Source organism: Cellulomonas triticagri, from assembly GCF_003696205.1.
Lineage (GTDB): Bacteria > Actinomycetota > Actinomycetes > Actinomycetales > Cellulomonadaceae > Cellulomonas > Cellulomonas triticagri.
In genome coordinates this window covers 1-25763 of sequence record NZ_RFFI01000064.1, presented here as the reverse complement: position 1 = coordinate 25763, position 25763 = coordinate 1, and the positions used below count along the sequence as shown (strand labels likewise).

Genomic DNA, 25763 nt, shown 5'->3' with positions numbered 1-25763 from the left:
AGAGCGCCACGACGGAGGACGCCGCCCCCGGGACCGCGGGCGCGCCCGAGGGCGAGATGCCGGCGGACGGCAGCACCGGGGGAGGGGGCGCCGAGCCGCCGACCCCGGCGGACGACGCCACCGCGCGGCCCGCCGGGCTCGCGGAGCTCGGCCGGGTGCACCTGGTGGGCGTCGGCGGTGCCGGGATGTCTGCCGTCGCGGGTCTGCTCGCCGCCCGCGGGCTCACCGTCTCCGGCTCGGACGCCCAGGACGGCCCCGTGCTCGACGGGCTGCGGGCCGCGGGCGTCGCCGTGCACGTCGGCCACGACGCCGCGCACGTCGAGTTCGTCGACACCGTCGTGCTGTCGAGCGCGATCCGGGACACCAACCCGGAGCTCGTCCGGGCGCGCGAGCGCGGCCTGCCCGTGCTGCACCGCTCCGACGCGCTCGCCGCCCTCATGGCCGGGCGCATCGGCATCGCCGTCGCGGGTGCGCACGGCAAGACCACCACGTCCACGATGGTCGCGACCGCGCTCGCCGCCGCGGGCCGGGACGACCAGGTGCTCGACCCGTCGTACGCGATCGGCGGCACGGTGCTCACCACCGACGGCGCGACCCCGGGCTACCGCACGGGCGCGGGCGAGGTGTTCGTCGCGGAGGCCGACGAGTCGGACGGCTCGTTCCTCGCGTACGCCCCGGCGGTCGCCGTCGTCACCAACGTCGAGCCCGACCACCTGGACCACTACGGGTCCGCCGTGGCGTTCGAGGCGGCGTTCGAGCAGTTCGCCGACCGGGTGCTCGACGGCGGCGCGCTGGTCGCCTGCGTCGACGACCCCGGCGCCGCCCGGCTGGTCGACGCCGTGCGCGAGCGCCTGACCCGGCGCGGCGTGCGCGTCCTCACCTACGGCACCGACGCCGCCATCGCCGACGGGAACCCGGACCTCGTGCTCGGGCCGCTGCGCCCGGTCGGCGGGACCTGGCACGTGACCCTGACGTCCCGCACCGCCGAGGTGCCCGGCGCGGACCTCGTCCTCGCCGTCCCCGGCGAGCACAACGCCGCCAACGCCGCCGCGGCCTACCTCGCGGCGTGGGCCGTCGGGGCGGACGCCGCCGCGGTGGCCGCCGGTCTCGGCGACTTCCGCGGCACCGGCCGCCGGTTCGAGGACCGCGGCACCGTCGCGGGCGTGCGCGTCGTGGACGACTACGCCCACCACCCCACCGAGGTGGCCGCCCTGCTGCGCACCGCCCGCAGCGTCGTCGGCGACGGCCGGGTGCACGTGCTGTTCCAGCCGCACCTGTACTCGCGGACCCGCACGTTCGCCGCGGAGTTCGGCGCCGCGCTCGACCTCGCCGACACCGTCGTGGTCACCGACGTCTACGCCGCCCGCGAGGACCCGGACCCCGAGGTCTCGGGCGACACCGTCGTGCAGCGCGTCCCCACGCCCGGCCGGGCCCGGTACGTCGCCGACCGGCACGACGCGGCGCTGGCCGTGGCCGCCGCCGCCGGTGCGGGGGACCTCGTGCTCACCGTCGGCGCGGGCGACGTCACCCACCTCGGGGCGGACGTGCTGGCGGCGCTGGCCGCGGCCCCGACCGACCCGGCCGCCGGCGCGGACGGTGCCGTCGGCGGCACGGCCACCGGTGGCATGACGGAGACCGACCCCGACCCCGACGCGACGCGCGAGGACCCGACGGGGACCGCGTGACGCCGCAGCGCCCCCGTCCTCCCGCGCCCCGACCGGCCCCGCCGCGCCGGGGCGGTGGCGTGCCCGGGTCGCCGGACCCGGAGGGGACGGACGACCGCACAGCGCCCACGCCCCGCACCGCGCGCACGGCGGCCACGCCTCGTCCGTCCTCCGCTGCTCGCACGACGCCCGCCGCGCGGGCGACGGGGAAGCCCCGGACCGCCCCCACCGACGCCACGCCCACCCGCACCGGGGCCGACCCCCGGCGCACGTCGGGGCGCGGGTCGGCGACCCCGGCGGAGCCGGGCACGGAGCTCGAGCCCCGCACCGGCGCGTTCCCGGTCCGCCCGCCCGTCGTCAGCCAGGGCTCGGCCGCGCGGTTCGCCGAGCGCGCGCGGGCCCGGCGGATGCTCGCGTGGCGGCAGATCGTCGGCGTCGTGGGCGGCGTCGTCGTGGTCGGCGCGCTCGCGTGGCTGCTGCTGCTGTCGCCGGTGCTGGCGCTGGACCCGGAGCAGGTGCGGGTGGACGGTGCGGGCACGGTCGTCGCGGTGGACCAGGTCCGGGCCGTGGTCGACGAGCACACGGGCGTGCCGCTCCCGCGCCTGGACGTTACCGGGCTGCGCACGGCGCTGCTCGACGTGCCCGGCGTGCGGGACGTCACGCTGTCCCGCGACTGGCCGCGTGGGCTGTCCGTGCAGCTCGTGTCCCGCGAACCCGTGGCGGCGGTGCCCGAGGCGGCGGACGTCGTCGAGGGCGCGCCGGGGACCGCGGCGGGCGACGCCGAGGCCGCCGCGCCGGGGTACGCGCTCGTGGACCAGGACGGCGTGAAGGTCGGACGTTCCGACACCCCGCCCGAGGGGCTGCCGGTCGTGGAGGTCCCGGTGGGCGAGGCGCGGATCCTCGCGGCGGCGCTCGGCGTGCTGGAGTCGCTGCCGGACGCCCTGCTGGCGGACATCGGCCAGGTCTCGGCGGGCACCCAGGACACGGTGCGCTTCGTCCTGCGCGACGGGGCGACCGTCGAGTGGGGGAGCGCGCAGGAGCCGGACCTGAAGGCGGCGGTGCTCTCGGCGCTGCGTGCCGCACCGGAGACGGCGGGGTCGAGCCGCTACGACGTCTCGGCGCCGACGATGCCGGTCGTGGGGTGAACGTGGGCGGCGCCACGTCGGCGGGCACCGACACGCGCGGCGCGGTCGTTGAACGCTCGCCCCGCGACCCATACCGTCACGTCTAGACAGAACTGACATAACTATAACCCTCTAGTTGAGGGTGAAGGTTCGTCGACATCGCAACGAGAGGCACCCACCGTGGCAGCTCCGCAGAACTACCTGGCGGTCATCAAGGTCGTCGGCATCGGTGGCGGCGGCGTCAACGCCGTCAACCGGATGATCGAGGTCGGCCTCAAGGGTGTCGAGTTCATCGCCATCAACACCGACGCGCAGGCGCTGCTCATGTCGGACGCCGACGTCAAGCTCGACGTGGGCCGCGAGCTCACCCGGGGACTCGGCGCCGGCGCCGACCCCGAGGTCGGCAAGAAGGCCGCCGAGGACCACGCGGAGGAGATCGAGGACGTCCTGCGCGGCGCCGACATGGTCTTCGTCACCGCCGGCGAGGGCGGCGGCACCGGCACCGGCGGCGCGCCCGTCGTCGCGCGGATCGCGCGCTCGCTCGGCGCCCTGACCATCGGCGTCGTCACCCGGCCGTTCACCTTCGAGGGTCGGCGTCGCACCGTCCAGGCCGACTCCGGCATCGAGGCGCTGCGCGACGAGGTCGACACCCTCATCGTCATCCCGAACGACCGCCTGCTCTCGATCTCGGACCGCTCGGTGTCCGTGCTCGACGCGTTCCGCTCGGCGGACCAGGTGCTGCTGTCCGGTGTCCAGGGCATCACGGACCTCATCACCACCCCGGGCCTGATCAACCTCGACTTCGCCGACGTGAAGTCCGTCATGCAGGGCGCGGGCTCCGCGCTCATGGGCATCGGCTCCGCGCGCGGCGAGGACCGCGCCGTGCAGGCCGCCGAGCTCGCGATCTCCTCGCCGCTGCTCGAGGCCAGCATCGACGGCGCGCACGGCGTCCTGCTGTCCATCCAGGGTGGTTCCGACCTCGGCCTGTTCGAGATCAACGAGGCCGCGCGCCTCGTCCAGGAGGCCGCGCACGCCGAGGCGAACATCATCTTCGGCGCGGTCATCGACGACGCGCTCGGCGACGAGGTGCGGGTCACCGTCATCGCCGCCGGGTTCGACGGCGGTGCCCCGCAGGCGCGCCGCGACGGCCGGGGCCTCGGCCAGGTCGCCGCGGGTCGCGCGCCCGCCGCGATCCCGCCGTCGGCCGCGGTGCCGACGACCACGGCCGCGCACGCCGTCGTCCCGCCCCGCCCGGTGAACCCGGACGCCGAGCAGCCGTCCGACGTCCCGGCGTTCCTCACCCCGGAGAGCGCGGGCACCAGCCAGCTCGAGGTCCCGCGGATCTTCGAGGAGGAGGTCGCGCGCCGCAAGGACGACGACCTGGACGTCCCCGACTTCCTCAAGTGACGCCCGCGCGGTGACGCTGCCCGACCGGCCGGCGCGCCCCGACCCGCCCTCCGCGGCGGTCCGGGGCGGCCGGCCGTCGGCGTCCGTGCTGGGCGTCGACCTCGGCCCCGGCGTCCGGGCGGGATTCACCACCCGGGACGGCGGGGTCAGCCCCGCGCCGTGGGACTCGCTCGACCTCGGGCTGCTCGTCGGCGACGACCCCGACCGCGTGCGGGAGAACCGCGCGCGCGTCGCGGCGTGGGCCGGGGCGCCCGTCGCCTGGGCGACGCAGGTGCACGGCGCCGCCGTGCACGTCGTGCGCGGGACGGGTGACGCCGCGGGGGACAGCGTGGGGGAGGTCGACGGGCTGGTGTCGGCCGTGCCCGGCACGGCGGTGGCGGTGCTGGTCGCGGACTGCGTGCCCGTGCTGCTCGCCGACCCGGTCGCCGGTGTCGTCGGCGCCGCGCACGCCGGGCGGCGCGGTCTCGCCGGCGGGGTGGTGCAGGCCACGCTCGCGGCCATGGTCGCGGCGGGTGCGGATCCGGCGCGCGTGCGCGCCGCCGTGGGCCCGGCGATCTCCGGCGCGCGGTACGAGGTGCCGACGGCCCTGCAGCGCGAGGTCGCCGCCGCGGTCCCCGGGACCGCCTGCACGACCGTCGACGGGACGCCCGGGCTGGACCTCCCGGCGGGCGTCGCGGGGGTGCTCCGGGCCGCCGGTGTGACGGACGTCCTGCTCACGGGGTGGTGCACCGCCACCGACCCGCGGTTCTTCTCCCACCGGCGCGCGCAGCGCGCCGGGACGACCACCGGGAGGTCTGCTGCGGTCGTGGCGCTCAGCAATGTCTGATATGCCTGTTATGTCACCTGCAAATGCTCCGACACGCCGCGTGTCGCAGCGCGGGGCCACCTGGGCGCATTGCTAGCGTGACGACGCAGGACATGGATGTGATTTCGGGGATGGAGTGATCGCGATGGCCGGAGCGCTGCGCAAGACCATGCTGTACCTCGGGCTTGCCGACGACCGTGGCGAGCACGAGCAGTACGTCGACGAGTACGACGAGCCGGAGGCGACCGTGGGACAGGACTACGAGGCCGAGGTGACGCCGCTGCACCGCACGGCCCCGCCCGTCGAGCGCGTCGCGGCTCCCGCGCCGCGCTCCGCCGGTGCCACGGGCGAGGTCCGTCGCATCACGACGATCCACCCGCGCTCGTACAACGACGCGCGCAAGATCGGCGAGGCGTTCCGCGACGGCACGCCGGTGATCATGAACCTCTCCGACATGGACGACGCCGACGCCAAGCGCTTGGTCGACTTCGCGGCGGGCCTGATCTTCGGCCTGCACGGCGCGATCGAGCGCGTGACCAACAAGGTCTTCCTGCTCTCCCCGCAGTCCGTGGAGATCGTCGGCGACGGGCGGGCCCCCGAGGCCTCCCGCGCCGGGTTCTTCAACCAGAGCTGACCGCGGGAGACTGAGGCGTGAACCTCGTCCTCGGCGTGCTCCAGCTCGCCGTCCTGCTGTTCGTCCTCGTCCTGCTCGTGCGCCTGGTCCTGGACTGGGTGCAGTACTTCGCCCGCGAGTGGCGCCCGACCGGCGTCGCGCTCGTGGTCGCGGAGATCACGTACTCGGTGACGGACCCGCCGCTACGGGCCCTGCGCCGCGTGATCCCGCCGCTGACCCTCGGCTCCATCCGCCTCGACCTGGCGTTCCTGGTGCTGATGCTCGGCTGCTCGTTCCTGATCTCCCTGCTCGGGGCTCTCGCGACATGAGCACCACCCGGCACCGCACGACGACGCGGTGCCGGTGTCCCTACGCAGAACCGGGTGACGGCAACGCCGCGCGGGTCGCGTGCACAAACCGGAATGTCCGCTACGGTGGCCCGAGGTGGTCGGCGGACTGCCACCGGCTCGACCCAGTACGACCGAAGAGGTGACGACGATGGCACTGCTGACAGCAGACGACGTCCTGAACAAGAAGTTCCAGGCGACGAAGTTCCGCGAGGGGTACGACCAGGACGAGGTCGACGACTTCCTCGACGAGGTCGTGAACACCCTCCGGGAGACGCAGGGCGAGAACGAGGACCTCAAGAGCAAGCTCGCCGCGGCGGAGCGCCGCATCGCCGAGCTCAGCCGCCAGGGGGCCCAGGCCGCCGCGGCGCCGAAGCCCGAGGCCGAGAAGCCCGCCCCGGCTCCCGCACCCGCCCCGGTGCCCGCCGCCGCCCCGGCGCCCGCTCCCGTGGCCAGCGCGCCCGTCGCGCCGCAGCGGCAGAGCGAGCCCGAGTCCGCGACCGGCATGCTCGCCCTGGCCCAGAAGCTGCACGACGACTACGTGCGCAGCGGCCAGGAGGAGGGCGACCGCATCGTCAACGAGGCCAAGGGCCAGGCGCAGCGCATCGTCCGCGAGGCCGAGGAGACGTCGGCCCGCACGCTCAGCGAGCTCGAGCAGGAGCGTTCGATCCTCGAGCGCAAGATCGACGAGCTGCGCGTCTTCGAGCGCGACTACCGCACCCGCCTCAAGAGCTACCTCGAGAACCTGCTCGGGGACCTCGACAACCGGGCCAGCGCGCTCCCGCAGCGCGCCCAGGGCGCCACGCCCTGACCCCGGCGCACTGACGCACCGCTCCGCCGGGCGCGCCACCGTCACCCGCAGCACACCACGCCCGCACCGTCGGGCGTGGTGTGTTGTGCGTGGTGGGTCCGGGCACGTTAGTCTCTGCGGACTCATCTGAGGGAAAGAGGACCACCGTGGCCATCAACGACTCGCTCAGCGCGCCGGCCCCCCGCGCGCTCCCCGACCTGACGGACGCGGCCAACCGGTTCCCGGTGCGGGCCGGGGAGGACCCCTGGACCGACGCCGAGGTGCTCGAGATCGCCTCCGGCCTCGTCGCCGAGGTCGACCGGCTCACCGCCGAGCTCGCCGCCGCCGACGAGGGCCTGTCGGACCTGCTGCGCAACTCCGGCGACGGGGCGGGCGACGACCAGGCGGACTCCGGCTCCAGCGCCCTGGAGCGCGAGCACGAGCTCACCCTCGTGAACAACACCCGCGACATGCTCGCCCAGACCAACCGGGCGCTCGCGCGCATCGACGCGGGCACGTTCGGGCGCTGCGACTCCTGCGGCGAGGCCATCGGCAAGGCCCGCGTGCAGGCGTTCCCGCGGGCGACCCTGTGCGTCGCGTGCAAGCAGCGCGAGGAGCGCCGCTGACCGCGCACGGCTGACGTCCGACGACCCCCGGTGGGAGCACCGCCGGGGGTCGTCGTGCGTCGCGGGGCGGTGCGCCGTGCCCGGGGCACCGGGTGCGCTGCGTAGACTCCTGCGCGATGTCCGACACCCCCGGCCCCGTGCCCGACGCCCCGCGTCCCGCCGAGGAGCCCACCGCCACCGTCCCGACCGACGCCGCCGCTGCGGCGGGCACGAGCGCGAACCCGCGCCGCCGGCTCGTCACGTTCCTCGTCGTCCTCGCGGCGGTGACGCTCGTGCTCGACCAGGCCACCAAGGCGTGGGCGCTCGCCACGCTGGACGAGGGCGTGCGGCACCCGGTGCTGGGGGACCTGCTCGGGATCCAGCTGCTGTTCAACCCCGGGGCGGCGCTCGGGCTCGCGACCGGCACCACCTGGCTGCTCACGCTCGTCGCCGTCGTGGTCGTCGTCGTGATCGTGCGGGTGTCCCGGCGCCTCGGCTCGCGCGGGTGGGCGCTCGCGCTCGGCCTGCTGCTCGGTGGTGCGCTCGGCAACCTCACCGACCGGCTGATCCGCGACCCCGGCTTCGCACGCGGGCACGTCATCGACTTCATCGCCTACGCGGACTGGTTCGTGGGCAACGTCGCGGACATCGCCATCGTGGTCGCGGCCGGGCTGCTGATGATCCTGTCGCTGCGCGGCGTCCGCCTCGACGGCACCCGCGAGGGCGCCGACGACCCGGCCGAGGACGCCGAGGCCGAGGCCGAGGCCGACGGCGCGGCGGACGGGGCGCGCCGCGATGGCTGACGTCCGCACCTTGCCCGTCCCGGACGCCCTGGCGGGGGAGCGCGTCGACGCCGCCCTGTCCCGGATGCTCGGCCTGTCCCGCACCCGGGCCGCCGAGCTCGCCGAGGGCGGGTACGTGCGCGTCGACGGCGTCGCCGTCGGCAAGTCCGCGCGCCTGCTCCCCGAGTCGTGGCTCGAGGTCGAGATGCCCGCCCCCGAGCCCGTGCGGCCCATCTCGTCCGAGGACGACGTCCCCGCGCTGCGGGTCGCGTACGAGGACGACGACCTCGTGGTCGTGGACAAGCCCGTCGGCGTCGCCGCGCACCCCTCGCCGGGGTGGACCGGCCCGACCGTGGTCGGCGTCCTCGCGTCCCGCGGGTACCGGATCTCGACGTCGGGCGCCGCCGAGCGGCAGGGCGTCGTGCACCGGCTCGACGTCGGCACCTCGGGCCTCATGGTCGTCGCCAAGAGCGAGCACGCCTACACCGAGCTCAAGCGCGCCTTCAAGGAGCGCACGGTCGACAAGATCTACCACGCGCTCGCCCAGGGGCACCCCGACCCCACCACCGGCACCATCGACGCGCCCATCGGGCGGCACCCGGGCTCGGACTGGAAGTTCGCCGTCGTCGCGGACGGCAAGCCCTCGGTCACGCACTACGAGGTGCTCGAGATGCTGCCCGCCGCGTCCCTGGCGGAGATCCACCTGGAGACCGGGCGCACGCACCAGATCCGCGTGCACATGTCCGCGCTGCGGCACCCGCTCGTCGGGGACCTCACCTACGGCGCGGACCCCGCGCTCGCCGAGCGGGTCGGGCTGAGCCGGCAGTGGCTGCACGCCATGCGCCTGGGCTTCGCGCACCCCGCCGACGGGCGGCGGCTCGAGGTGTCCAGCGAGTACCCGGCTGACCTCGCCCGGGCCCTGGAGACGTTGCGCGACGGGTACCGCTAGCGCGTCTCGGTACCGCTCCGGCGGGGCCGGCGGGGCGCACGGTGTGACGTTCGCGGTCCGCCCCGCGGGGCGTGCCGGATGTGTCGGAGCGGCGTCCTAGGATGGCGCGCATGGCTTCGTCGGACCCGGGTTTCGTCCACCTCCACGTGCACTCCGAGTACTCGATGCTCGACGGTGCGGCCCGGGTGGGCGAGATGCTCGCGGAGGCCAAGCGGCTCGACCAGACCGCCATGGCGATCACGGACCACGGCTACCTGTTCGGCGCGTTCGACTTCTACTCCCAGGCCAAGAAGGCCGGGATCAAGCCGATCATCGGCGTCGAGGCGTACGTCACGCCGGGCACCAGCCGGTTCGACCAGACGCGCGTGCGCTGGGGCGAGTCGCACCAGGCGTCCGACGACGTCTCCGCCCGCGGTGCGTACACGCACATGACGCTGCTGTCCCGCACGACGCAGGGCATGCACAACCTGTTCCGCATGGGGTCGCTGGCGTCCCTCGACGGGCAGATGGGCAAGTGGCCGCGCATGGACCGCGAGCTGCTGCAGACGTACAGCGACGGGCTCATCGCGACGTCCGGCTGCCCGTCCAGCGAGGTGCAGACCCGGCTGCGGCTGGGCCACTGGGACGAGGCCGTGCGCGCCGCGGGCGAGCTGCAGGACATCTTCGGCAAGGAGAACTTCTTCGTCGAGGTGATGGACCACGGGCTCGAGATCGAGCGCCGCACCATCAAGGACCTCATCCGGCTCGCCGAGCAGATCGGCGCGCCGCTGGTCGCGACGAACGACCTGCACTACACGACCAAGGACGACGCGCACGCGCACGAGGTGCTGCTCGCCGTGCAGTCCGGGTCGACGCTGGACGAGCCCACCTACGACCAGGGCGGCTCCCGGTTCGCGTTCGGCGGTGACGGCTACTACGTGAAGTCCGCGGCCGAGATGCGCCGCACCTGGGCCGAGCTGCCCGAGGCGTGCGACAACACCCTGCTCATCGCGGAGCGGTGCGAGGTCGAGTTCCCGACCGGCGCCAACTACATGCCCCGGTTCCCCGTCCCGGACGGCGAGGACGAGAACTCCTGGTTCGTCAAGGAGGTCGAGGCCGGGCTGCAGCGCCGGTACAAGGGCCAGGTCCCCGACGACGTCCGCAAGCAGGCGGAGTACGAGACCGAGGTCATCGTCTCGCTCGGGTTCTCCGGCTACTTCCTCGTCGTCGCCGACTTCATCCAGTGGGCCAAGGACCAGGGCATCCGCGTCGGACCCGGCCGTGGTTCCGCAGCCGGGTCGATGGCGTCGTACGCGATGGGCATCACCGAGCTCGACCCGCTGCGGCACGGGCTCATCTTCGAGCGGTTCCTCAACCCCGAGCGCGTCTCCTGGCCCGACGTCGACGTCGACTTCGACGAGCGTCGGCGCGGTGAGGTCATCCGGTACGTCACCGAGAAGTACGGCGACGACCGGGTCGCGCAGATCGTCACCTACGGCACGATCAAGGCCAAGCAGGCCCTCAAGGACTCCTCGCGCGTGCTGGGCTTCCCGTTCGCGATGGGGGAGAAGCTCACCAAGGCGATGCCGCCCGCCGTCATGGGCAAGGACATCCCGCTGTCCGGCATGTACGACCCCGAGCACCCCCGGTACGCCGAGGCCGAGGAGTTCCGCCAGGTCGTCGCCGCCGACCCCGAGGCGCAGCGCGTCCTGGAGACCGCGCGCGGCCTGGAGAACCTCAAGCGCCAGTGGGGCGTGCACGCGGCCGGCGTCATCATGTCCAGCGAGCCGCTGATCGACATCATCCCGATCATGAAGCGGCCGCAGGACGGCGCCGTCATCACCCAGTTCGACTACCCGACGTCCGAGGGCCTCGGCCTGATCAAGATGGACTTCCTCGGGCTGCGCAACCTCACGATCCTCGACGACGCGCTGCGCAACATCGTCATGAACGGCAAGGACCCGATCGAGCTCGACGACATCGAGCTCGACGACAAGCCCACCTACGAGCTGCTCGGCCGGGGCGACACCCTCGGCGTGTTCCAGCTCGACGGCGGGCCCATGCGGTCCCTGCTGCGCCAGATGCGCCCCGACAACTTCGAGGACATCTCCGCCGTCATCGCCCTGTACCGGCCCGGTCCGATGGGCATGAACTCGCACACCAACTACGCGCTGCGCAAGAACGGCCTGCAGCCGAACACGCCGATCCACCCGGAGCTCGAGGAGCCCCTGGCGGAGGTCCTCGACGGCACCTACGGCCTCATCGTGTACCAGGAGCAGGTGCAGAAGGCCGCGCAGGTGCTCGCCGGGTACTCGCTCGGCCAGGCCGACCTGCTGCGTCGCGCGATGGGCAAGAAGAAGAAGGAGATCCTCGACAAGGAGTTCGTCCCCTTCGAGGCCGGCATGAAGGAGCGCGGGTACTCCGCGGCCTCCATCAAGGCCGTCTGGGACGTGCTGGTCCCGTTCGCCGGGTACGCCTTCAACAAGGCGCACTCCGCCGGGTACGGCGTCGTCTCCTACTGGACCGCCTACCTCAAGGCGAACTACCCGACCGAGTACATGGCGGGCCTGCTCACCTCCGTCGGCGACGACAAGGACAAGTCCGCGCTGTACCTCGGCGAGTGCCGCCGCATGGGCATCACCGTGCTGCCGCCGGACGTGAACTCCTCGTCCGCGCTGTTCACCGCCGTCGGCGACGACATCCGGTTCGGCCTCACCGCCGTCCGCAACGTCGGCGCGAACGTGGTCGAGGCGATCGTCCGCACCCGCGAGGAGAAGGGCGACTTCACGTCGTTCACCGACTTCCTCGACAAGGTGCCCGCCGTCGTCTGCAACAAGCGGACCATCGAGTCGCTCATCAAGTCCGGCGCGTTCGACTCCCTCGGTCACGCCCGCCGCGCCCTGCTGCTCGTGCACGAGCAGGCCGTCGAGTCCGTCATCGGCGTCAAGCGCAAGGAGGCGACCGGGCAGTTCGACCTGTTCGCCGACCTCGCGGGCGACGACGGCCCCGGGTTCTCCGTCCAGGTGCCCGACGTGCCGGACTGGGACAAGAAGCAGCGGCTGCAGTTCGAGCGCGAGATGCTCGGCCTGTACGTCTCCGACCACCCGCTGTCCGGCCTCGAGCACGTGCTCTCCGCCGCCGCCGACGTCTCCATCGCCACGCTCAACGCCGACGAGGCCCGCCCCGACGGGTCGACCGTCGTCGTCTCCGGCCTCGTCACGTCGCTGCAGCGCAAGATGTCCAAGCAGGGCAACCCGTGGGCCGCCGTCACGCTGGAGGACATGGAGGGCTCCGTCGAGATCATGTTCTTCGGCGAGACGTACCTCGCGTACTCCACCGTGCTCGCCGAGGACGCCGTCATCGTCGTGCGCGGACGCGTCCGGCGCCGCGACGACGCCATGCAGCTGCAGGCGATGGAGGTGTCGCTGCCCGACCTGTCCGCCGTCGCGGACTCGCCGGTCGTCGTCACCCTGTCGGAGTCGCGGTGCATCCCGCCGGTCGTCGAGCGGCTGCGCGAGGTCATCAGCACGCACCCGGGCATCACCGAGCTGCACCTGCGGATCACCCGACCCGGCGGGCGGACCACCGTCCTGCGCGCCGGGGAGGCGCTGCGCGTCGAGAAGACGCCCGCGCTGTACGGGGACCTCAAGGCGCTGCTCGGACCGGGGTGCATCCAGGCGTCGGCGTCACCGGTCCCGGTCTGACCGGACCGGCCGGGGACGCACCGGCAGGACGAACGAGGGGCAGTGCCGTGACCGAACCGTCGAGGACCGTGCCGCTCGGCACCGTGCTGCTCGGAACCGACCTGCCCGGGACCGACCTGCCCGGGACGGGCACGGCCGGCGCGGCCGCGTCCGTGACGTTCCGGCGCCGGTACCCCGTGCCCTCCGCCGACCTCTGGGCGGCCGTCACCGACCCCGACCGGCTCGCCGCCTGGATGGGGCCCGTGCACGGCACGCTCGCCGTCGGGGCTCGGTACGAGGTGCGCATGGGCGCCGACGAGCCCGGCAGCGACCAGAACGCCACCGGCACCGTGCTGTCCTGCGACCCGCCGCACGGCTACGCCGTCGGGTGGGAGTTCCCGGGCGAGGAGACGAGCGCCGTCGAGATCCGGGTGGAGCCTGCCGAGGTCGCCGACGGCCTCGGTGCTGAGGACGCCGGTGCAAGCTTCCGGGGTGCTGACGGCCCGGGACCGCACGACCCCGGTGCCGGCGGCCCGGGCGCGTTCCTGGTGCTCCGGCACGCCGGCCTCGGCGACGGCCAGGCCGTCGGGTACGGGGCCGGGTGGCACACGTCGCTCGACCGGCTGGACGACCACCTCGCCGGTCGGGAGGTGCGGGAGTGGGACGCGCTGTTCGCGTCGTGGCTGCCGCGCTACCGGGACGCCGCGAGCCGCTGATCGGGCCGCACGGGACGTCTGTCGGCGCGTGGCCCCCGGGGGAGCAGACCTCGGAGGAGTGACGCTGCGGTGGGTCAGCCGACCTCGGCGGAGTTCGACCCGCGCGGGTCGTCCACCGCGACCACGTCGCCCTTGCGGAGCTGGCGTCCGCGCCGCAGCTCGGGCTCCCCGTTGACGGTGACCTCGCCCTCCTCGATGAGCGCGCGGGCGTCGGCGCCGGAATCCGCCAGCCCGGCGAGCTTGAGGAACTGGCCGAGGCGGATCGAGTCGTCGGAGATGGGGACCGTGGTGGGCACGGCACCATCCTGCCAGGACGCGCCGTCGCCGCCGAGCCGGCGGACCCGGCCTGTGGACGCGCGCGTCGGGTGCGGGTGGGCGCGCCTAGAATCGGACGGGTGATCTCCCGCATCGACCTGCGCGGTCGCCGTCTGTCCCGCCGTGACCTCCTCGAGACCCTGCCGCGTCCCGAGCTGGACGTGGAGTCCGCCACCGCGGCGGTCGAGCCGATCCTCGCCGACGTCCGGTCCCGGGGTGCTGCTGCCCTGCGGGACCTCGCCGAGCGGTTCGACGGGGTCCGGCCCGCGCACCTGCGGGTCCCCGCCGACGCCATCGCGCAGTCGGTCGCCGTCCTCGACCCGGCGGTGCGTGCCGCGCTGGAGGAGACCATCCGCCGCGTGCGGGCGGTGCACGCCTCGCAGCGGCCGGTCGGGCACACGGTGCAGGTCGCGCCGGGCGCCCAGGTGCGCCAGCGGTGGATCCCGGTGCGCCGTGTGGGCCTGTACGTCCCCGGTGGCCTCGCCGTCTACCCCTCGTCGGTGATCATGAACGTCGTCGCCGCCCAGGAGGCGGGCGTCGGGTCTCTGGCGGTCACCTCGCCCCCGCAGCGCGACAACGGCGGGCTGCCCGACGCCGTCGTGCTCGCGACCTGCGCGCTGCTCGGCGTGGACGAGGTCTACGCGGTCGGCGGGGCGCAGGCCGTCGCGATGCTCGCGTACGGCGCCGACGGCTCCGAGGAGGTCGACGGCTCCGTCCTGTGCGAGCCGGTCGACGTCATCACCGGCCCCGGCAACGTCTACGTCGCCGCCGCGAAGCGTCTGGTGCGCGGCGCGGTCGGCATCGACGCGGAAGCGGGACCCACCGAGATCGCCGTGCTCGCCGACGCCACCGCCGACCCCGACCACGTCGCGGCGGACCTCGTGTCGCAGGCCGAGCACGACCCGCTTGCCGCGTCGGTGCTCGTGACCACGTCCGTCGAGCTCGCCGGGGCCGTCGAGTCCAAGCTCGTCGACCGCGTGCAGGCCACCCGGCACGCCGAGCGCGTCGCGCAGGCCCTGTCCGGCCCGCAGTCCGCGATCGTCCTGGTCGACGACCTGGACGCGGGGCTCGACGTCGTCAACGCCTACGGGGCCGAGCACCTGGAGATCCAGACCGCCGACGCCGCCGCCGTCGCCGAGCGCGTGACCAGCGCCGGGGCGATCTTCGTCGGGCCGTACTCGCCGGTCTCCCTCGGCGACTACATGGCCGGGTCCAACCACGTGCTGCCGACGGGCGGGTGCGCGCACTTCTCCTCCGGGCTCGGGGTGCACGCCTTCGTGCGGGCCGTGCAGGTCGTGGAGTACGACGCCGACGCGCTGCGCGAGGTCGCGGGCAAGATCGTCGCCCTCGCGGACGCCGAGGGCCTGCCCGCGCACGGCGAGGCGGTCAGCGCCCGCTTCTGACCCACGCCGCTCGCCGTGGCGGTGGGCGTCCGGGCCGGTGCCCGGCCGGCGCTGGTGTCGGCCGTGCCGTCGGTCGCCCCGCGCGGGGCCGTGGTCGCGGCTCCGGTGGCCCTGCGTGTCAGCCCACGCCGAGCACGAACGGCAGCACCGCCGCCGCTCCGGCCTGCCGGAGCAGGCGCGCGCCGACGGTGAGCGTCCACCCGGAGTCGGTGCGGTCGTCCACGAGCAGCACGGTCCGCCCCGGCAGCCCGGACGCGGCGGCGGGCGCGAGGTCCAGCTCGAGCCGTCGCGCGACGGCGGCGAGCCGGTGCGCGGAGTTGACGTCGTGCCGGGTCGGCGGGTGGTCGGGCCGTGGCGCGAGCGCCCCGATGAGCGGCAGCCCGAGGTGCCGGGCGACGCCCTGCGCGAGGTGCTCGACCAGCGCGGGCCGGGTCGCGGACCGGACGAGGACGACGCCCTCGGGTCGCTGCTCGGGCTGCCAGGCGTCGAGGGTGGCGAGCACCGGGTCGCGCAGCGCGACCGGCAGCCCCGCGGCGGGGTCGGCCTCGGTGCCGAACAGGTCGCGCAGCAGCCCGCCCCAGCCGACCGAGTCGAGGCGCGCGACCGCCCGGCCCGGTGCCGCGCGCTCGTTCTCCGCGATCCGCCCGGACAGGTCGATGCCGAGCGTCGCCATGCCGGACGGCCACTGCCGCCGGGGGTCGACGGCGGTCCCGGCGGTGGTGAGCAGCGCCTGCGCCCCGGCGACGTGCGCCTCGTCGGGCGTCGTGCCGAACGCCGCGCCGGTGCACCGGTCGCAGCGGCCGCACCGCCAGCCCGCGCCGTCCGGTCCGGCGAGCTCGGGGTCGTCCAGCGCGCGGCGCAGGTGGGCCATGCGGCAGCCCTCGCCGGTGACGTAGTCGACCATGAGCTGCTGCTCCGCGCGCCGGGTCGCGGTGACGCGGTCGTACCGCTCGGCGTCGTACGCCCACGGCGCCCCGGTGGCCTCCCAGCCGCCACGCACCCGCCGGACGGCGCCGTCGACGTCGAGGACCTTGAGCATCTGCTCCAGCCGGGACCGGCGCAGCGAGACGTGCGTCTCCAGCGCGGCGGTCGACAGCGTGCCGGAGGCGCCGAGGGCGCGCAGCGCGGCGTGCACGTCGTCCTCCGGCGGGAACGCCGTCGAGGCGAACCACTCCCAGATCGTCCGGTCCTCGCGCCCGGGCAGCAGCACCGCCACCGCGCGCCCGCCCACGGCCTCGGCGGCGCGTCCGGCGCGGCCGACCTGCTGGTAGTAGGCGATCGGGGAGGACGGTGCGCCGACGTGGACGACGAACCCGAGGTCCGGCTTGTCGAACCCCATGCCCAGGGCCGACGTCGCGACCAGCGCCTTGACGCGGTTGCCCAGCAGGTCGGCCTCGGCGACCTCGCGCTCGGCGGGGTCGGTCTGCCCGGTGTAGGTCCGCACGTCGAGCCCGGCGCCGCGCAGGTGCTCGGTGACCTGCTGCGCGGCGGCGATCGTCAGGCAGTAGACGATGCCGGACCCGTCGAGCGCGGGGAGGTTCTGCGCGAGCCACGCGAGCTGGCCCGCGGTGTCGGGGAGCCGCACGACGGACAGGTCGAGGCTGGACCGGTCGAGCGGGCCGCGGAGCACGAGGACGTCGTCCCGGACGGCGGTGCCGAGCTGCTCGGCGACGTCGGCCGTCACCCGGGCGTTCGCCGTGGCGGTGGTCGCGAGCACGGGGATGCCGTCGGGCAGCTCGGCCAGCAGCGTGCGGATCCGCCGGTAGTCGGGGCGGAAGTCGTGCCCCCAGTCGGAGATGCAGTGCGCCTCGTCGATGACGACCAGCCCCGCGTCCGCCGCGAGCCGCGGCAGCACCTCGTCGCGGAACGCCGGGTGGGTCAGGCGCTCGGGGGAGACGAGCAGCACGTCGACGTCTCCTGCCGCGATGCGCTCGTGCACCTCGTCCCACTCGGTGACGTTCGCGGAGTTCAGCGTCGCGGCCCGGACCCCGGCGCGCTGCGCGGAGGCCACCTGGTTGCGCATGAGCGCGAGCAGCGGCGAGACCAGCACGGTCGGCCCGGCACCGCGCGCCCGCAGCAGGGCGGTCGCGACGAAGTACACCGCGGACTTGCCCCACCCGGTGCGCTGCACGACGAGGGCCCGGCGGTGGTCGGAGACGAGCGCGTCGATCGCCCGCCACTGGTCGTCGCGCAGCCGCGCGTCGTCCCGCCCGACCAGGCGCCGGAGCACGGCCTCGGCCTCCTCGCGCAGCGCGGAGCGGTCGGTGGCCGAGGGTGCGGGCGTCGCGGTGCTCATCGTCGTCGACCCTAGCCGCCGCCACCCACACCCGCCCCGCCCCAGCCCGCCCCGCCCCACACCGCCCCGCCCGTGCCCGTCGCCCGCGCCCGTCGTCCCCGCACGAGGTCGGGGGAACGGCGCGAGGTCGGGACAACCGTTCCGCCGACCTCGTCCGGTTCCCCCGACCTCGCCGCGCGGCCCCCGCCCGACCTCGGCGCGCGCCACCGCGCCCGAGCCCGTCGCGAGACGCCGGGGCGTCCTGCGCGCCCGCGCGGATACGATCGCCCCCGTGACCGCCCCCGACCCCGTCGCCGCCGCCCCGGCCCCCGCCGGTGTCCTGCCGCTGCGCCCCGAGCTCGCCGGTGACGTGCCGTACGGCGCCCCGCAGCTCGACGTGCCGGTGCTGCTGAACGTCAACGAGAACCCGTACCCGCCGTCCGAGGCCGTCGTCGCCGACGTCGCCGCGGCGGTGGCTGGGGCCGCGCGCGGCCTGAACCGGTACCCGGACCGCGAGTTCCTGGGCCTGCGCGGCGACCTGGCGGACTACCTCGCGGTGGAGTCGGGCGTGCGGGTCGCGCCGGAGCAGGTGTGGGCGGCCAACGGCTCGAACGAGGTCATGCTGCACGTGCTGCAGGCGTTCGGCGGTCCGGGTCGCACCGCGCTGTCGTTCGCGCCGACGTACTCGATGTACCCGGAGTACGCCCGCGACACGCACACCCGCTGGGTCGCGGGTCGGCGCACGGACTCCTTCGACGTCGACCCCGCGCAGGCCCGGGCTCTGATCGCGCGCGAGGCGCCGTCGGTCGTGCTGCTGACCAGCCCGAACAACCCGACGGGCACGGCCCTGGACCTGAGCACCGTGCGCGAGGTGCTGGACGCCGCCGCGCAGGTGCCGGGCGGGTGCGTGGTCGTGGTCGACGAGGCGTACGCGGAGTTCCGTCGTGAGGGCGTGGAGTCGGCGCTGACGCTGCTGGCGGACCACCCGCACCTGGCGGTGAGCCGGACGATGTCGAAGGCGTTCGGCCTGGCCGGAGCCCGCGTGGGCTACCTCGCCGCGTCGCGGGACCTGGTGGACGCCCTGCGGGTGGTGCGGCTGCCGTACCACCTGTCGGCGGTGACGCAGGCGGTGGCCCGGGCGGCGCTCGCGCACGCCCCGGAGCTCATGGCCCAGGTCGGCTCCCTGCGGGACGAGCGGGACCAGCTCGTGCTGGACCTGCGCGACCGGGGGATCCGGGTGGCGGAGTCCGACGCGAACTTCGTGCTGTTCCAGGTGGGTGAGGGGCGCCACGAGATCTGGCAGGGTCTGCTGCACCGGGGCGTGCTCATCCGCGAGGTGGGTCCGGAAGGATGGCTCCGGGTGTCGGTCGGCACCCCGGAGGAGACCGCGGCGTTCACCGCCGCGCTGTGGGAGGTGCTGGGGATTTGAGCACGACGACCGGTGGGCGCACGGCGCGGGTCGAGCGGACGACGAGCGAGTCGAGCGTCGTCGTCGAGGTCGACCTCGACGGGACGGGCCGCACGCAGATCAGCACGTCGGTGCCGTTCTACGACCACATGCTGACGGCGCTGGGCAAGCACTCGCTGATCGACCTGACGGTCACGGCGACGGGCGACACGCACATCGACGCGCACCACACCGTCGAGGACGTGGCGATCTGCCTGGGCGAGGCGCTGCGGGAGGCGCTGGGCGACAAGCGCGGCATCGCGCGGTTCGGCGACGCCACGGTGCCCCTGGACGAGGCGCTGGCGCAGGCCGTCGTGGACGTGTCCGGCCGCCCGTACCTGGTGCACTCGGGGGAGCCGGAGGGCCAGGAGTACCACCTGATCGGCGGGCACTTCACGGGCTCGCTGACCCGGCACGTGCTGGAGTCGGTGGCGCACCACGCGGCGTTCGGCATGCACGTGCGCGTGCTGGCGGGCCGGGACCCGCACCACATCGTGGAGGCGCAGTTCAAGGCGCTGGCCCGCGCCCTGCGCGCCGCGGTCGCGCTGGACCCGCGGGTCGACGGCATCCCGAGCACGAAGGGCGCCCTGTGAGCACGACCCCCGGGGACGACCGCCCCGACGACCTCGGCTTCGAGGTCCCCGACGACCTCTCCTCGCTGGACGACCTGACCGGGTCCACGCCGGAGCCGCCCGCGGCGGCGCCCGCCGAGGACGCGGCCTTCGACGTCCCCGACGACCTGTCCGGCCTCGACGCCGCAGGCGCCGCCGGTGAGCCGCCGGAGCCCGTGGTCGCCGTCGTCGTGACCCAGGTCGCCGGGGCGAAGGCCCTGGCGGCGGCGTGCTCCCTGGCCGGGGTCGACGTGGACGCCGTCCCGTCGCCGGTCGGGGCGCTCGCGGTGCTCCGCGACACGACCGACGCGGCGACCACCGCGCGGGCCGCGGAGGCGCTGTCCCGCATGCTGCGCGGGTCCCCGGTGATCCTGCTGGACCGCCGCGGCGGTCGGATCGCGGCGAGCCGCTGGTCGGCGGGGGAGCGCGAGGACGACCTCGCGGCCGGGCTGGTGCTCTCCGGTGCACCGTCGGTGCTGGAGGACGTGCTGGTCGGCGGGACGCCCGCCGCCGAGGTCGACGGCGTCGAGACGAGCGTCGGCATGTCGCGCTGGGCGGCCATGCGCGCGCTGTCCGGCGGGCGGCGCCGCAAGGACTGACGGTCCGCCCGCCGGACGCGGCGGCGCCGGTGCGTCCGCGGGCCGTTAACCTGGTCGGGTGCTCAGCCAGCCTCGTGTCGTCGTCCTGGACTACGGATTCGGCAACGTCCGCTCGGCCGTGCGCGCCCTGGAGCGGGTGGGTGCGGCCGTCGAGCTGACCGCCGACCCCCGGCTCGCCGCCGAGGCGGACGGCCTGGTCGTCCCCGGCGTCGGGGCGTTCGCTGCGGTGATGGCGGGCCTGCGCGGCGTGCGCGGCGAGCAGCTGGTCGACCGGCGGCTCGCCGGCGGTCGCCCCGTGCTCGGCATCTGCGTCGGCATGCAGGTCATGTTCGACCGCGGCGACGAGCACGGCGTGCAGACCGACGGCCTGGGGGAGTGGCCCGGCGTCGTGGACCGCCTCGAGGCCGAGGTCGTGCCGCACATGGGCTGGTCCACGGTCGACGCCCCCGAGGGCACGCGGCTGTTCGCGGGCGTCGAGGACGAGCGGTTCTACTTCGTGCACTCGTACGCGGCGCGCGCGTTCCCGCTGTCCGACACCGCCGACCCCGAGCGCATGGCCCCGCCGATGGTGACGTGGGCCGACCACGGCGGGCGGTTCGTCGCCGCCGTGGAGAACGGGCCGCTGTCGGCCACGCAGTTCCACCCCGAGAAGTCCGGCGACGCCGGTGCCCACCTGCTGGAGAACTGGGTCGGCTCCCTGAGCTGAGCCCGCTCCACCGCACACCCACGACCCGCCCGGGTCGTCACCCCGACGAGGAGTCCCATGTCCGAGCGCCTGCAGCTCCTGCCCGCCGTCGACGTCGCCGACGGCCAGGCCGTCCGCCTGGTCCAGGGGGAGGCCGGGTCGGAGACGTCGTACGGCGACCCGCTGGCCGCCGCCCTGGACTGGCACGCGGGCGGCGCGGAGTGGATCCACCTGGTCGACCTCGACGCGGCGTTCGGGCGCGGGTCCAACGCCCCGCTGCTCGCCGACGTCGCGCAGGTGCTCTCCGGCAAGGGCGTCAAGGTCGAGCTGTCCGGCGGCATCCGCGACGACGCGTCCCTGGAGCGCGCCCTCGCGACCGGCGCGACGCGGGTCAACCTCGGCACCGCCGCGCTGGAGGACCCGGAGTGGACCGCCGACGCGATCGCGCGGCACGGCGACGCCATCGCGGTCGGACTCGACGTGCGCGGCACGACGCTCGCGGCCCGCGGCTGGACCCGCGAGGGTGGCGACCTCTGGGAGGTGCTGGCCCGCCTGGACGCGGCCGGCTGCTCCCGCTACGTGGTCACCGACGTGACCAAGGACGGCACCCTGCGCGGCCCGAACGTCGACCTCCTGCGCGAGGTCTGCTCCCGCACGGACGCCCCGGTCGTGGCCTCCGGTGGCATCTCCTCGCTCGACGACCTGCGGGCCCTGCGCGCGCTCACCGGCGAGGGCGTCGAGGGCGCGATCGTCGGCAAGGCGCTGTACGCGGGTGCGTTCACGCTGCCCGAGGCCCTGGACGTCGCCGGGCGCCCGTGACCGGGCGGGAGCTGCCGCCGACCTCCGCGTTCGCGGGGGACGACGGCAGCGCGGACCCGGGGGTCGCCGCCGCGCTGTCCGCGCTCGGTGCCGGGACGGGCAGCCCCGGTGCGGTCGTGGCGGCGCTGGCCGGCACCCGGGTGCTCGTGCCCGTCCTGGCCGAGCTCGAGGTCGCGGAGACGGTCGAGGTCGGCGGGCACGCGCACACCGTCGACAAGGAGGCGTCGGCGGGCATCGTGGCCCTGCAGGCCCCGGACGGTCGCACGGCCCTGCCGGTGTTCTCCTCGGTGGCGGCGATGACGGCGTGGCGCGCCGACGCCCGCCCGGTGCCGACCGAGGTCGTCCGGGCCGCGCTGTCCGCGGTGGACGAGGGCTGGGAGCTGCTCGTCCTCGACCCGGGCGGTCCCGTGACCGTGCTGCTGCCCCGCCCCGCCGTGTGGGCGCTGGCGCAGCAGCGCGCCTGGCAGCCCGCGGTCGACGGCGGTCAGGTGGCGCCGGACGTGCGGTCGGCCGTCCGGGCGACGGTGCAGGACGCGCTCGCGGGCGTCCTGGTCGCCGACCCCGCGCCGCGCCGGTTGCTCCGGCGCCCGCGCCCGGCCCCCGTGCTGGTCGACGTGGACGCCGTGCCCGGCGACCGCGCCGAGGTCGCCGTGGCCCTCACGTTGGTGCCGGGCCTCGACCGGGCCGCGCTGGACGCCGTCCTGCAGCGGGTCGGCGCGGCGCTGGCGGCCGACGAGGTCGTCGCGCAGCGGGTCGACTCGGTCGAGGTCCGGCTGGGCTGAGTCAGCGGCGGCGCCGGGTCAGCGCGAGGGCGAGCGCCAGCGCGACGCCGACCACGGCGCCGACGGCCTGCCCGCCGAGGATGACCCGGTTCAGGTCCAGCGCCGGCTGCCAGGACGCCTTGCCGTCCGGGGGGACCACGTAGACCCCCAGCGGCTTGACCCGCACCGCGTACCCGCCGGAGTCCGCCTGCCCGGTGCCCCGGCCCGCGGGACGCGCACCGCCGAACGGCCCGTGCCCGTGACCGTGCCAGGGCGCGTGCGGCGGCGCGGGGGCCTCGGGCGCCGCGTCGTCGGCGGACGTCTCGTCGGCCGGGGCGTCGGGGTCGTGGTGCTGGCCGCGCCGCAGGCCGAGCCGGGCACCCCCGGCCGCCGCGGCGAGGCCGTACGACCCGATCACCTTCCCCACGGGGACGACGAGCGTCCCGTCGACCTCGTAGGGCTCGCCGAACACGCGGCGCACGGACAGGGCCTCGCTCGCCGCGCGGGTCAGCGCGGCCAGGTCGGGGCGGGACTCGTCGGGCACGGTGACCTCCTGCGTCGGTGCGGGTGCCGCGTGACCTGGTCCGGGGTCCGGTCGGGTCGGGCGGCCTGCCTCCCACCGTGGCACGCGCGGTGCGCCACGTCGAGGGTCGGCCGGCGGGATCGGCTCAGCCCGCGCAGGAGGTGCTGGCGGTGAACGCCGTGTCGTCGGCCAGCAGCTGCCGCAGCGTGCTCACCGGGACGACGAAGCTCTGCCCGGTGGAGTTCTTCGCGTACACGACCCCGACCACGCGCCCCTCGGCGTCGAGGACGGCCGAGCCGGAGCTGCCGGGCTCGACCTCCGCGTTGGTGACGAGCACCTGGCCGAGGTTCTCGTTGAGCGGGTCGGTCGTCGCGCCGATGACCTGGCCGCTGGTGACCGTCAGCGCGCCGCCCTGCGGGTACCCGACGACGGTGACCTCGTCCCCGGGGCCCGGGTCCGCGTCGGCGAGGCCCGGCGCCGACGGCAGCGCGTCGGCGGTGCGGACCACCGCGAGGTCGGCGAGCGCGGCCGTGGACGACGCGGTCACCGCGACGTCCCGGCCGTCGTAGGTGCTGAGCTGCAGGTCCGCGGAGTCCGCGACGACGTGCCGGTTCGTGATCAGCGTCGACTCGTCGATCGCGAACCCCGACCCCGTCGACAGCGAGTTGCACCCCACGTTGCGGATCCGGACGGCCATCCGCTGCGCCGCGTCGAACCCGTCGGGAGACAGGTTCCCGGACGACGCGGGCGTCGCGACCGGGGCGGTCGAGGGCACGAGGTCCGTGGGCGCGGGCGGGGGCATCTCGGGCAGGACGCCGCAGCCGGTGAGCAGCAGGGCGACCACCCCGGCGCCGACGAGGGCGCGGGTGGCGCCGCGGGTCACCCGGTGGCCCCGGCGGTCAGCTGCCGCTGCAGCTCGGTGTTCGCGGCGGTCGCGGCGGCGCACACCTCGCGGACGTCGTCCTTGAACCGCTGGAGGTCGGTCGGGTCGTAGGCGGCCGCGTCCTCCAGGTAGGCGATGAGCTGGTTCTGCGCGTCGATGCAGGTGGACAGCGCGGACGCGACGTTCGCGGACGCCTGCGAGATGCGCGCCTGGTAGTCGACGAGCTGCCGCTGCACCTCGCGGTCGTCGCCGACCTGCGCCTTCTCGTCCGCGAGCTGCGTGATCCGGTCCTGCGCGGTCGTCAGCTGCTCGTTCACCGCGTCCAGCTCGGACAGCGTCCCCTCGTGCTGGGCGCGCAGCGTCGCGAGCTCGGTGCCGATCTCCCGGCCCTGGCCGAGCACGTCGGCGGCGTACTCCTCGTACCGCACGGTCCGCACCCACAGGTACGACGCCAGCGCCGTGACCAGCACCAGCAGCACCGACAGGGCGATCACCGCCCACGGGCGCCGCCGGTGCCGGGGCGCGGGCGGGGGAGCGAGGTGCGCGTGGGGTCCCGGAGGGGGCCCGGGGTGCGTGGTGGTGGGCGCGCCACCGGGCCACGCCGAGGGCCCGCCCGGCCCCCCGGGGCCGATCGGGTCGTGCGGCCCGGTCGTCGACGTCACGGCACCACCATACGGTCGCGCGTCCGGGGCGTGCGCAAGATCACCGTCGCGGCACACCCCGGACGGCCCATCGACGTCCTCGGGCGAGGTCCGGGCGGTGGAGAATCCTCCGGTGCCCCTCGCCCCCTACGCCCGCCTGCTGCGGCTGCCCGGTGTCCTCCCGCTCGTCCTCGTGGCCTTCGTCGCGCGCATCCCGCACGCCATGACCGGTGTCGTGCTCACGCTGCACGTCGTGGGTCCGCTCGGGCTCGGCTACGCGCGCGCCGGGCTGGTGGCCGCGGCGATGACGGTGGGCGTGGCGATCGGCTCGCCGTGGCGCGGGCGCCGGGTGGACCGGCTGGGGCTGCGGCGGGCGCTGCTGCCCTCGGTGGTCGTCGAGTCGGCGGTGTGGTTGATCGCGCCGCGGCTGGGCTACGAGGCGCTGCTCGTCGCGGCGGTCGTCGCGGGTGTCTTCCTCGTCCCGGTGTTCTCGGTGGTGCGGCAGTCGCTCGCCGTCCTGGTCCCGGCCGAGCAGCAGCGCACCGCGTACGCGCTGGACTCCGTGGGCACGGAGATGACCTTCATGCTCGCGCCGACCGTGGGTGTGCTCGTCGCGACCCAGGTGTCCACGGCCGCCGCCCTCACCCTCGTCGGCGCCTCGACCGTCCTCGCGGGTCTGCTCCTGATGTGGTTCAACCCGCCGACCCGGTCCGCGGGCGCGACGGCCGTCCCGGAGCCGTCGGGGCGCCGTCCCCGCCTCATCACGCCGGGCCTGCTCGTCGTGCTCGCGGCCGCGTCCGCGGCCGCGCTGATCCTCAACGGCACCGACGTCGGCATCGTCGCCGCGCTGGAGGGCTGGGACCGCGAGTCCGCGGTCGGCTGGATGATCGCGCTGTGGTGCGCCGGCTCCGTCGTCGGCGGGCTCGTCTACGGCGCCCAGAAGCGCGAGCTGCACCCGCTGGCCCTCGTGGCCCTGCTCGGCGCGGCCACGCTGCCCGCCGCGCTCGCGCAGACCCAGCTGCAGCTCGCCGTGGCCGTCGTGGTCGCGGGCCTGCCCTGCGCCGCGGCGCTGTCGGCCATCAACGCCTCGCTCGTCCGGATGGTTCCGGAGCACCGTCGCGGTGAGGTCATGGGCTGGTCCGGCACCGCGAACACCGTCGGCGCCGCCCTCGGGGCGCCCGTCGTCGGGGCCGTGATCGACGGCGTCGGCCCGGGCGGGGGATTCGCGGCGGCCGGCGGTGTCGGGCTGCTGCTCGCCGTGCTCGGCCTCGCGGTGCTGGCGGCGGTGCGCCGCCGCTCGGGCGGACGGGCCGCGTCAGCCGCCGTCGGCGGCGGGC

25 protein-coding genes are annotated in these 25763 nt (G+C 75.4%); 20 read left to right on the top strand and 5 right to left on the bottom strand.

Going from position 1 to position 25763, the window contains the following annotated elements:
• Positions 1-56: 56 nt before the first annotated feature.
• From murC to EBM89_RS12195, 12 genes are all read left to right on the top strand, one after another.
• Complete coding sequence (gene murC, locus EBM89_RS12250; protein WP_122149712.1) at positions 57-1685, top strand: UDP-N-acetylmuramate--L-alanine ligase; 1629 nt, start codon at positions 57-59, stop codon at positions 1683-1685.
• 59 nt (positions 1686-1744) lie between these two features.
• Positions 1745-2809, top strand: a complete 1065-nt coding sequence (locus EBM89_RS12245; protein WP_233571706.1) for a cell division protein FtsQ/DivIB — start codon at positions 1745-1747, stop codon at positions 2807-2809.
• Between the two features lie 159 nt (positions 2810-2968).
• On the top strand, positions 2969-4195 hold the full coding sequence (gene ftsZ / locus EBM89_RS12240; protein ID WP_122149706.1) for a cell division protein FtsZ: 1227 nt from the start codon (positions 2969-2971) through the stop codon (positions 4193-4195).
• Between the two features lie 10 nt (positions 4196-4205).
• Entirely contained in the window at positions 4206-5021 is an 816-nt protein-coding gene (pgeF, locus tag EBM89_RS12235) for a peptidoglycan editing factor PgeF (protein ID WP_369408650.1), read from the top strand.
• 124 nt (positions 5022-5145) lie between these two features.
• Positions 5146-5634, top strand: coding sequence for a cell division protein SepF (locus EBM89_RS12230; protein ID WP_122149709.1), 489 nt, complete (start codon positions 5146-5148; stop codon positions 5632-5634).
• Between the two features lie 17 nt (positions 5635-5651).
• Complete coding sequence (locus EBM89_RS12225; RefSeq protein WP_122149705.1) at positions 5652-5942, top strand: YggT family protein; 291 nt, start codon at positions 5652-5654, stop codon at positions 5940-5942.
• A gap of 169 nt (positions 5943-6111) precedes the next feature.
• A complete protein-coding gene (locus tag EBM89_RS12220) occupies positions 6112-6771 on the top strand; it encodes a DivIVA domain-containing protein (RefSeq protein ID WP_122149704.1) in 660 nt (219 codons plus the stop codon).
• 146 nt (positions 6772-6917) lie between these two features.
• Entirely contained in the window at positions 6918-7376 is a 459-nt protein-coding gene (locus EBM89_RS12215; protein WP_122149703.1) for a TraR/DksA family transcriptional regulator, read from the top strand.
• Positions 7377-7492: 116 nt separating this feature from the next.
• Complete coding sequence (locus EBM89_RS12210) at positions 7493-8158, top strand: signal peptidase II (RefSeq protein ID WP_122149702.1); 666 nt, start codon at positions 7493-7495, stop codon at positions 8156-8158.
• On the top strand, positions 8151-9086 hold the full coding sequence (locus tag EBM89_RS12205; RefSeq protein ID WP_122149701.1) for an RluA family pseudouridine synthase: 936 nt from the start codon (positions 8151-8153) through the stop codon (positions 9084-9086). Before EBM89_RS12210 ends, EBM89_RS12205 begins: the two co-directional genes overlap by 8 nt.
• A gap of 110 nt (positions 9087-9196) precedes the next feature.
• Positions 9197-12769, top strand: coding sequence for a DNA polymerase III subunit alpha (gene dnaE / locus EBM89_RS12200; protein ID WP_122149700.1), 3573 nt, complete (start codon positions 9197-9199; stop codon positions 12767-12769).
• Positions 12770-12816: 47 nt separating this feature from the next.
• A complete protein-coding gene (locus EBM89_RS12195) occupies positions 12817-13464 on the top strand; it encodes an SRPBCC family protein (RefSeq protein ID WP_233571705.1) in 648 nt (215 codons plus the stop codon).
• Between the two features lie 74 nt (positions 13465-13538).
• Here EBM89_RS12195 and EBM89_RS12190 read toward each other — a convergent pair whose 3' ends face one another.
• Positions 13539-13760 carry an RNA-binding S4 domain-containing protein gene (locus tag EBM89_RS12190; protein ID WP_122149699.1) on the bottom strand — a complete coding sequence of 74 codons (222 nt, stop codon included), beginning with the start codon at positions 13758-13760 and terminating at the stop codon, positions 13539-13541.
• 99 nt (positions 13761-13859) lie between these two features.
• Here EBM89_RS12190 and hisD point away from each other — a divergent pair, with 99 nt between their 5' ends.
• Positions 13860-15182 (top strand): histidinol dehydrogenase, encoded by a 1323-nt coding sequence (gene hisD, locus EBM89_RS12185; RefSeq protein WP_122149698.1) that lies wholly within the window; start codon positions 13860-13862, stop codon positions 15180-15182.
• 118 nt (positions 15183-15300) lie between these two features.
• Here the strand turns inward: hisD and EBM89_RS12180 are convergent, their stop codons facing one another.
• On the bottom strand, positions 15301-17478 hold the full coding sequence (locus EBM89_RS12180; protein WP_122149697.1) for a RecQ family ATP-dependent DNA helicase: 2178 nt from the start codon (positions 17476-17478) through the stop codon (positions 15301-15303).
• A 271-nt stretch (positions 17479-17749) separates the two neighbouring features.
• Here EBM89_RS12180 and EBM89_RS12175 point away from each other — a divergent pair, with 271 nt between their 5' ends.
• Genes EBM89_RS12175 through EBM89_RS12150 form a run of 6 tightly spaced genes read left to right on the top strand, consistent with a single transcriptional unit; the run spans position 17750 to position 22400 of the window.
• Positions 17750-18886: a histidinol-phosphate transaminase gene (locus tag EBM89_RS12175; protein ID WP_122149696.1), complete on the top strand. Its 1137-nt coding sequence runs from the start codon at positions 17750-17752 to the stop codon at positions 18884-18886.
• Positions 18883-19497 carry an imidazoleglycerol-phosphate dehydratase HisB gene (gene hisB / locus EBM89_RS12170; RefSeq protein WP_122149695.1) on the top strand — a complete coding sequence of 205 codons (615 nt, stop codon included), beginning with the start codon at positions 18883-18885 and terminating at the stop codon, positions 19495-19497. The genes EBM89_RS12175 and hisB overlap by 4 nt, the downstream gene beginning before the upstream one ends.
• Complete coding sequence (locus EBM89_RS12165; RefSeq protein ID WP_122149694.1) at positions 19494-20114, top strand: hypothetical protein; 621 nt, start codon at positions 19494-19496, stop codon at positions 20112-20114. The genes hisB and EBM89_RS12165 overlap by 4 nt, the downstream gene beginning before the upstream one ends.
• 58 nt (positions 20115-20172) lie before the next feature.
• Positions 20173-20820, top strand: coding sequence for an imidazole glycerol phosphate synthase subunit HisH (hisH, locus tag EBM89_RS12160; protein ID WP_122149693.1), 648 nt, complete (start codon positions 20173-20175; stop codon positions 20818-20820).
• Between the two features lie 57 nt (positions 20821-20877).
• Positions 20878-21618: a bifunctional 1-(5-phosphoribosyl)-5-((5-phosphoribosylamino)methylideneamino)imidazole-4-carboxamide isomerase/phosphoribosylanthranilate isomerase PriA gene (gene priA, locus EBM89_RS12155; protein WP_122149692.1), complete on the top strand. Its 741-nt coding sequence runs from the start codon at positions 20878-20880 to the stop codon at positions 21616-21618.
• Positions 21615-22400: an SseB family protein gene (locus tag EBM89_RS12150; RefSeq protein ID WP_122149691.1), complete on the top strand. Its 786-nt coding sequence runs from the start codon at positions 21615-21617 to the stop codon at positions 22398-22400. The genes priA and EBM89_RS12150 overlap by 4 nt, the downstream gene beginning before the upstream one ends.
• 1 nt (position 22401) lies before the next feature.
• On the opposite strand, the gene EBM89_RS12145 is transcribed toward EBM89_RS12150, so the two are convergent.
• From EBM89_RS12145 to EBM89_RS12135, 3 genes are all read right to left on the bottom strand, one after another.
• Complete coding sequence (locus EBM89_RS12145) at positions 22402-22923, bottom strand: hypothetical protein (protein WP_122149690.1); 522 nt, start codon at positions 22921-22923, stop codon at positions 22402-22404.
• Between the two features lie 124 nt (positions 22924-23047).
• Positions 23048-23785, bottom strand: coding sequence for a S1C family serine protease (locus tag EBM89_RS12140; RefSeq protein ID WP_233571704.1), 738 nt, complete (start codon positions 23783-23785; stop codon positions 23048-23050).
• Positions 23782-24447 carry a hypothetical protein gene (locus EBM89_RS12135; RefSeq protein ID WP_233571703.1) on the bottom strand — a complete coding sequence of 222 codons (666 nt, stop codon included), beginning with the start codon at positions 24445-24447 and terminating at the stop codon, positions 23782-23784. The genes EBM89_RS12140 and EBM89_RS12135 overlap by 4 nt, the downstream gene beginning before the upstream one ends.
• A 112-nt stretch (positions 24448-24559) precedes the next feature.
• Here EBM89_RS12135 and EBM89_RS12130 point away from each other — a divergent pair.
• On the top strand, positions 24560-25763 hold a 1204-nt coding region (locus tag EBM89_RS12130; protein ID WP_233571702.1), incomplete at its 3' end, for an MFS transporter.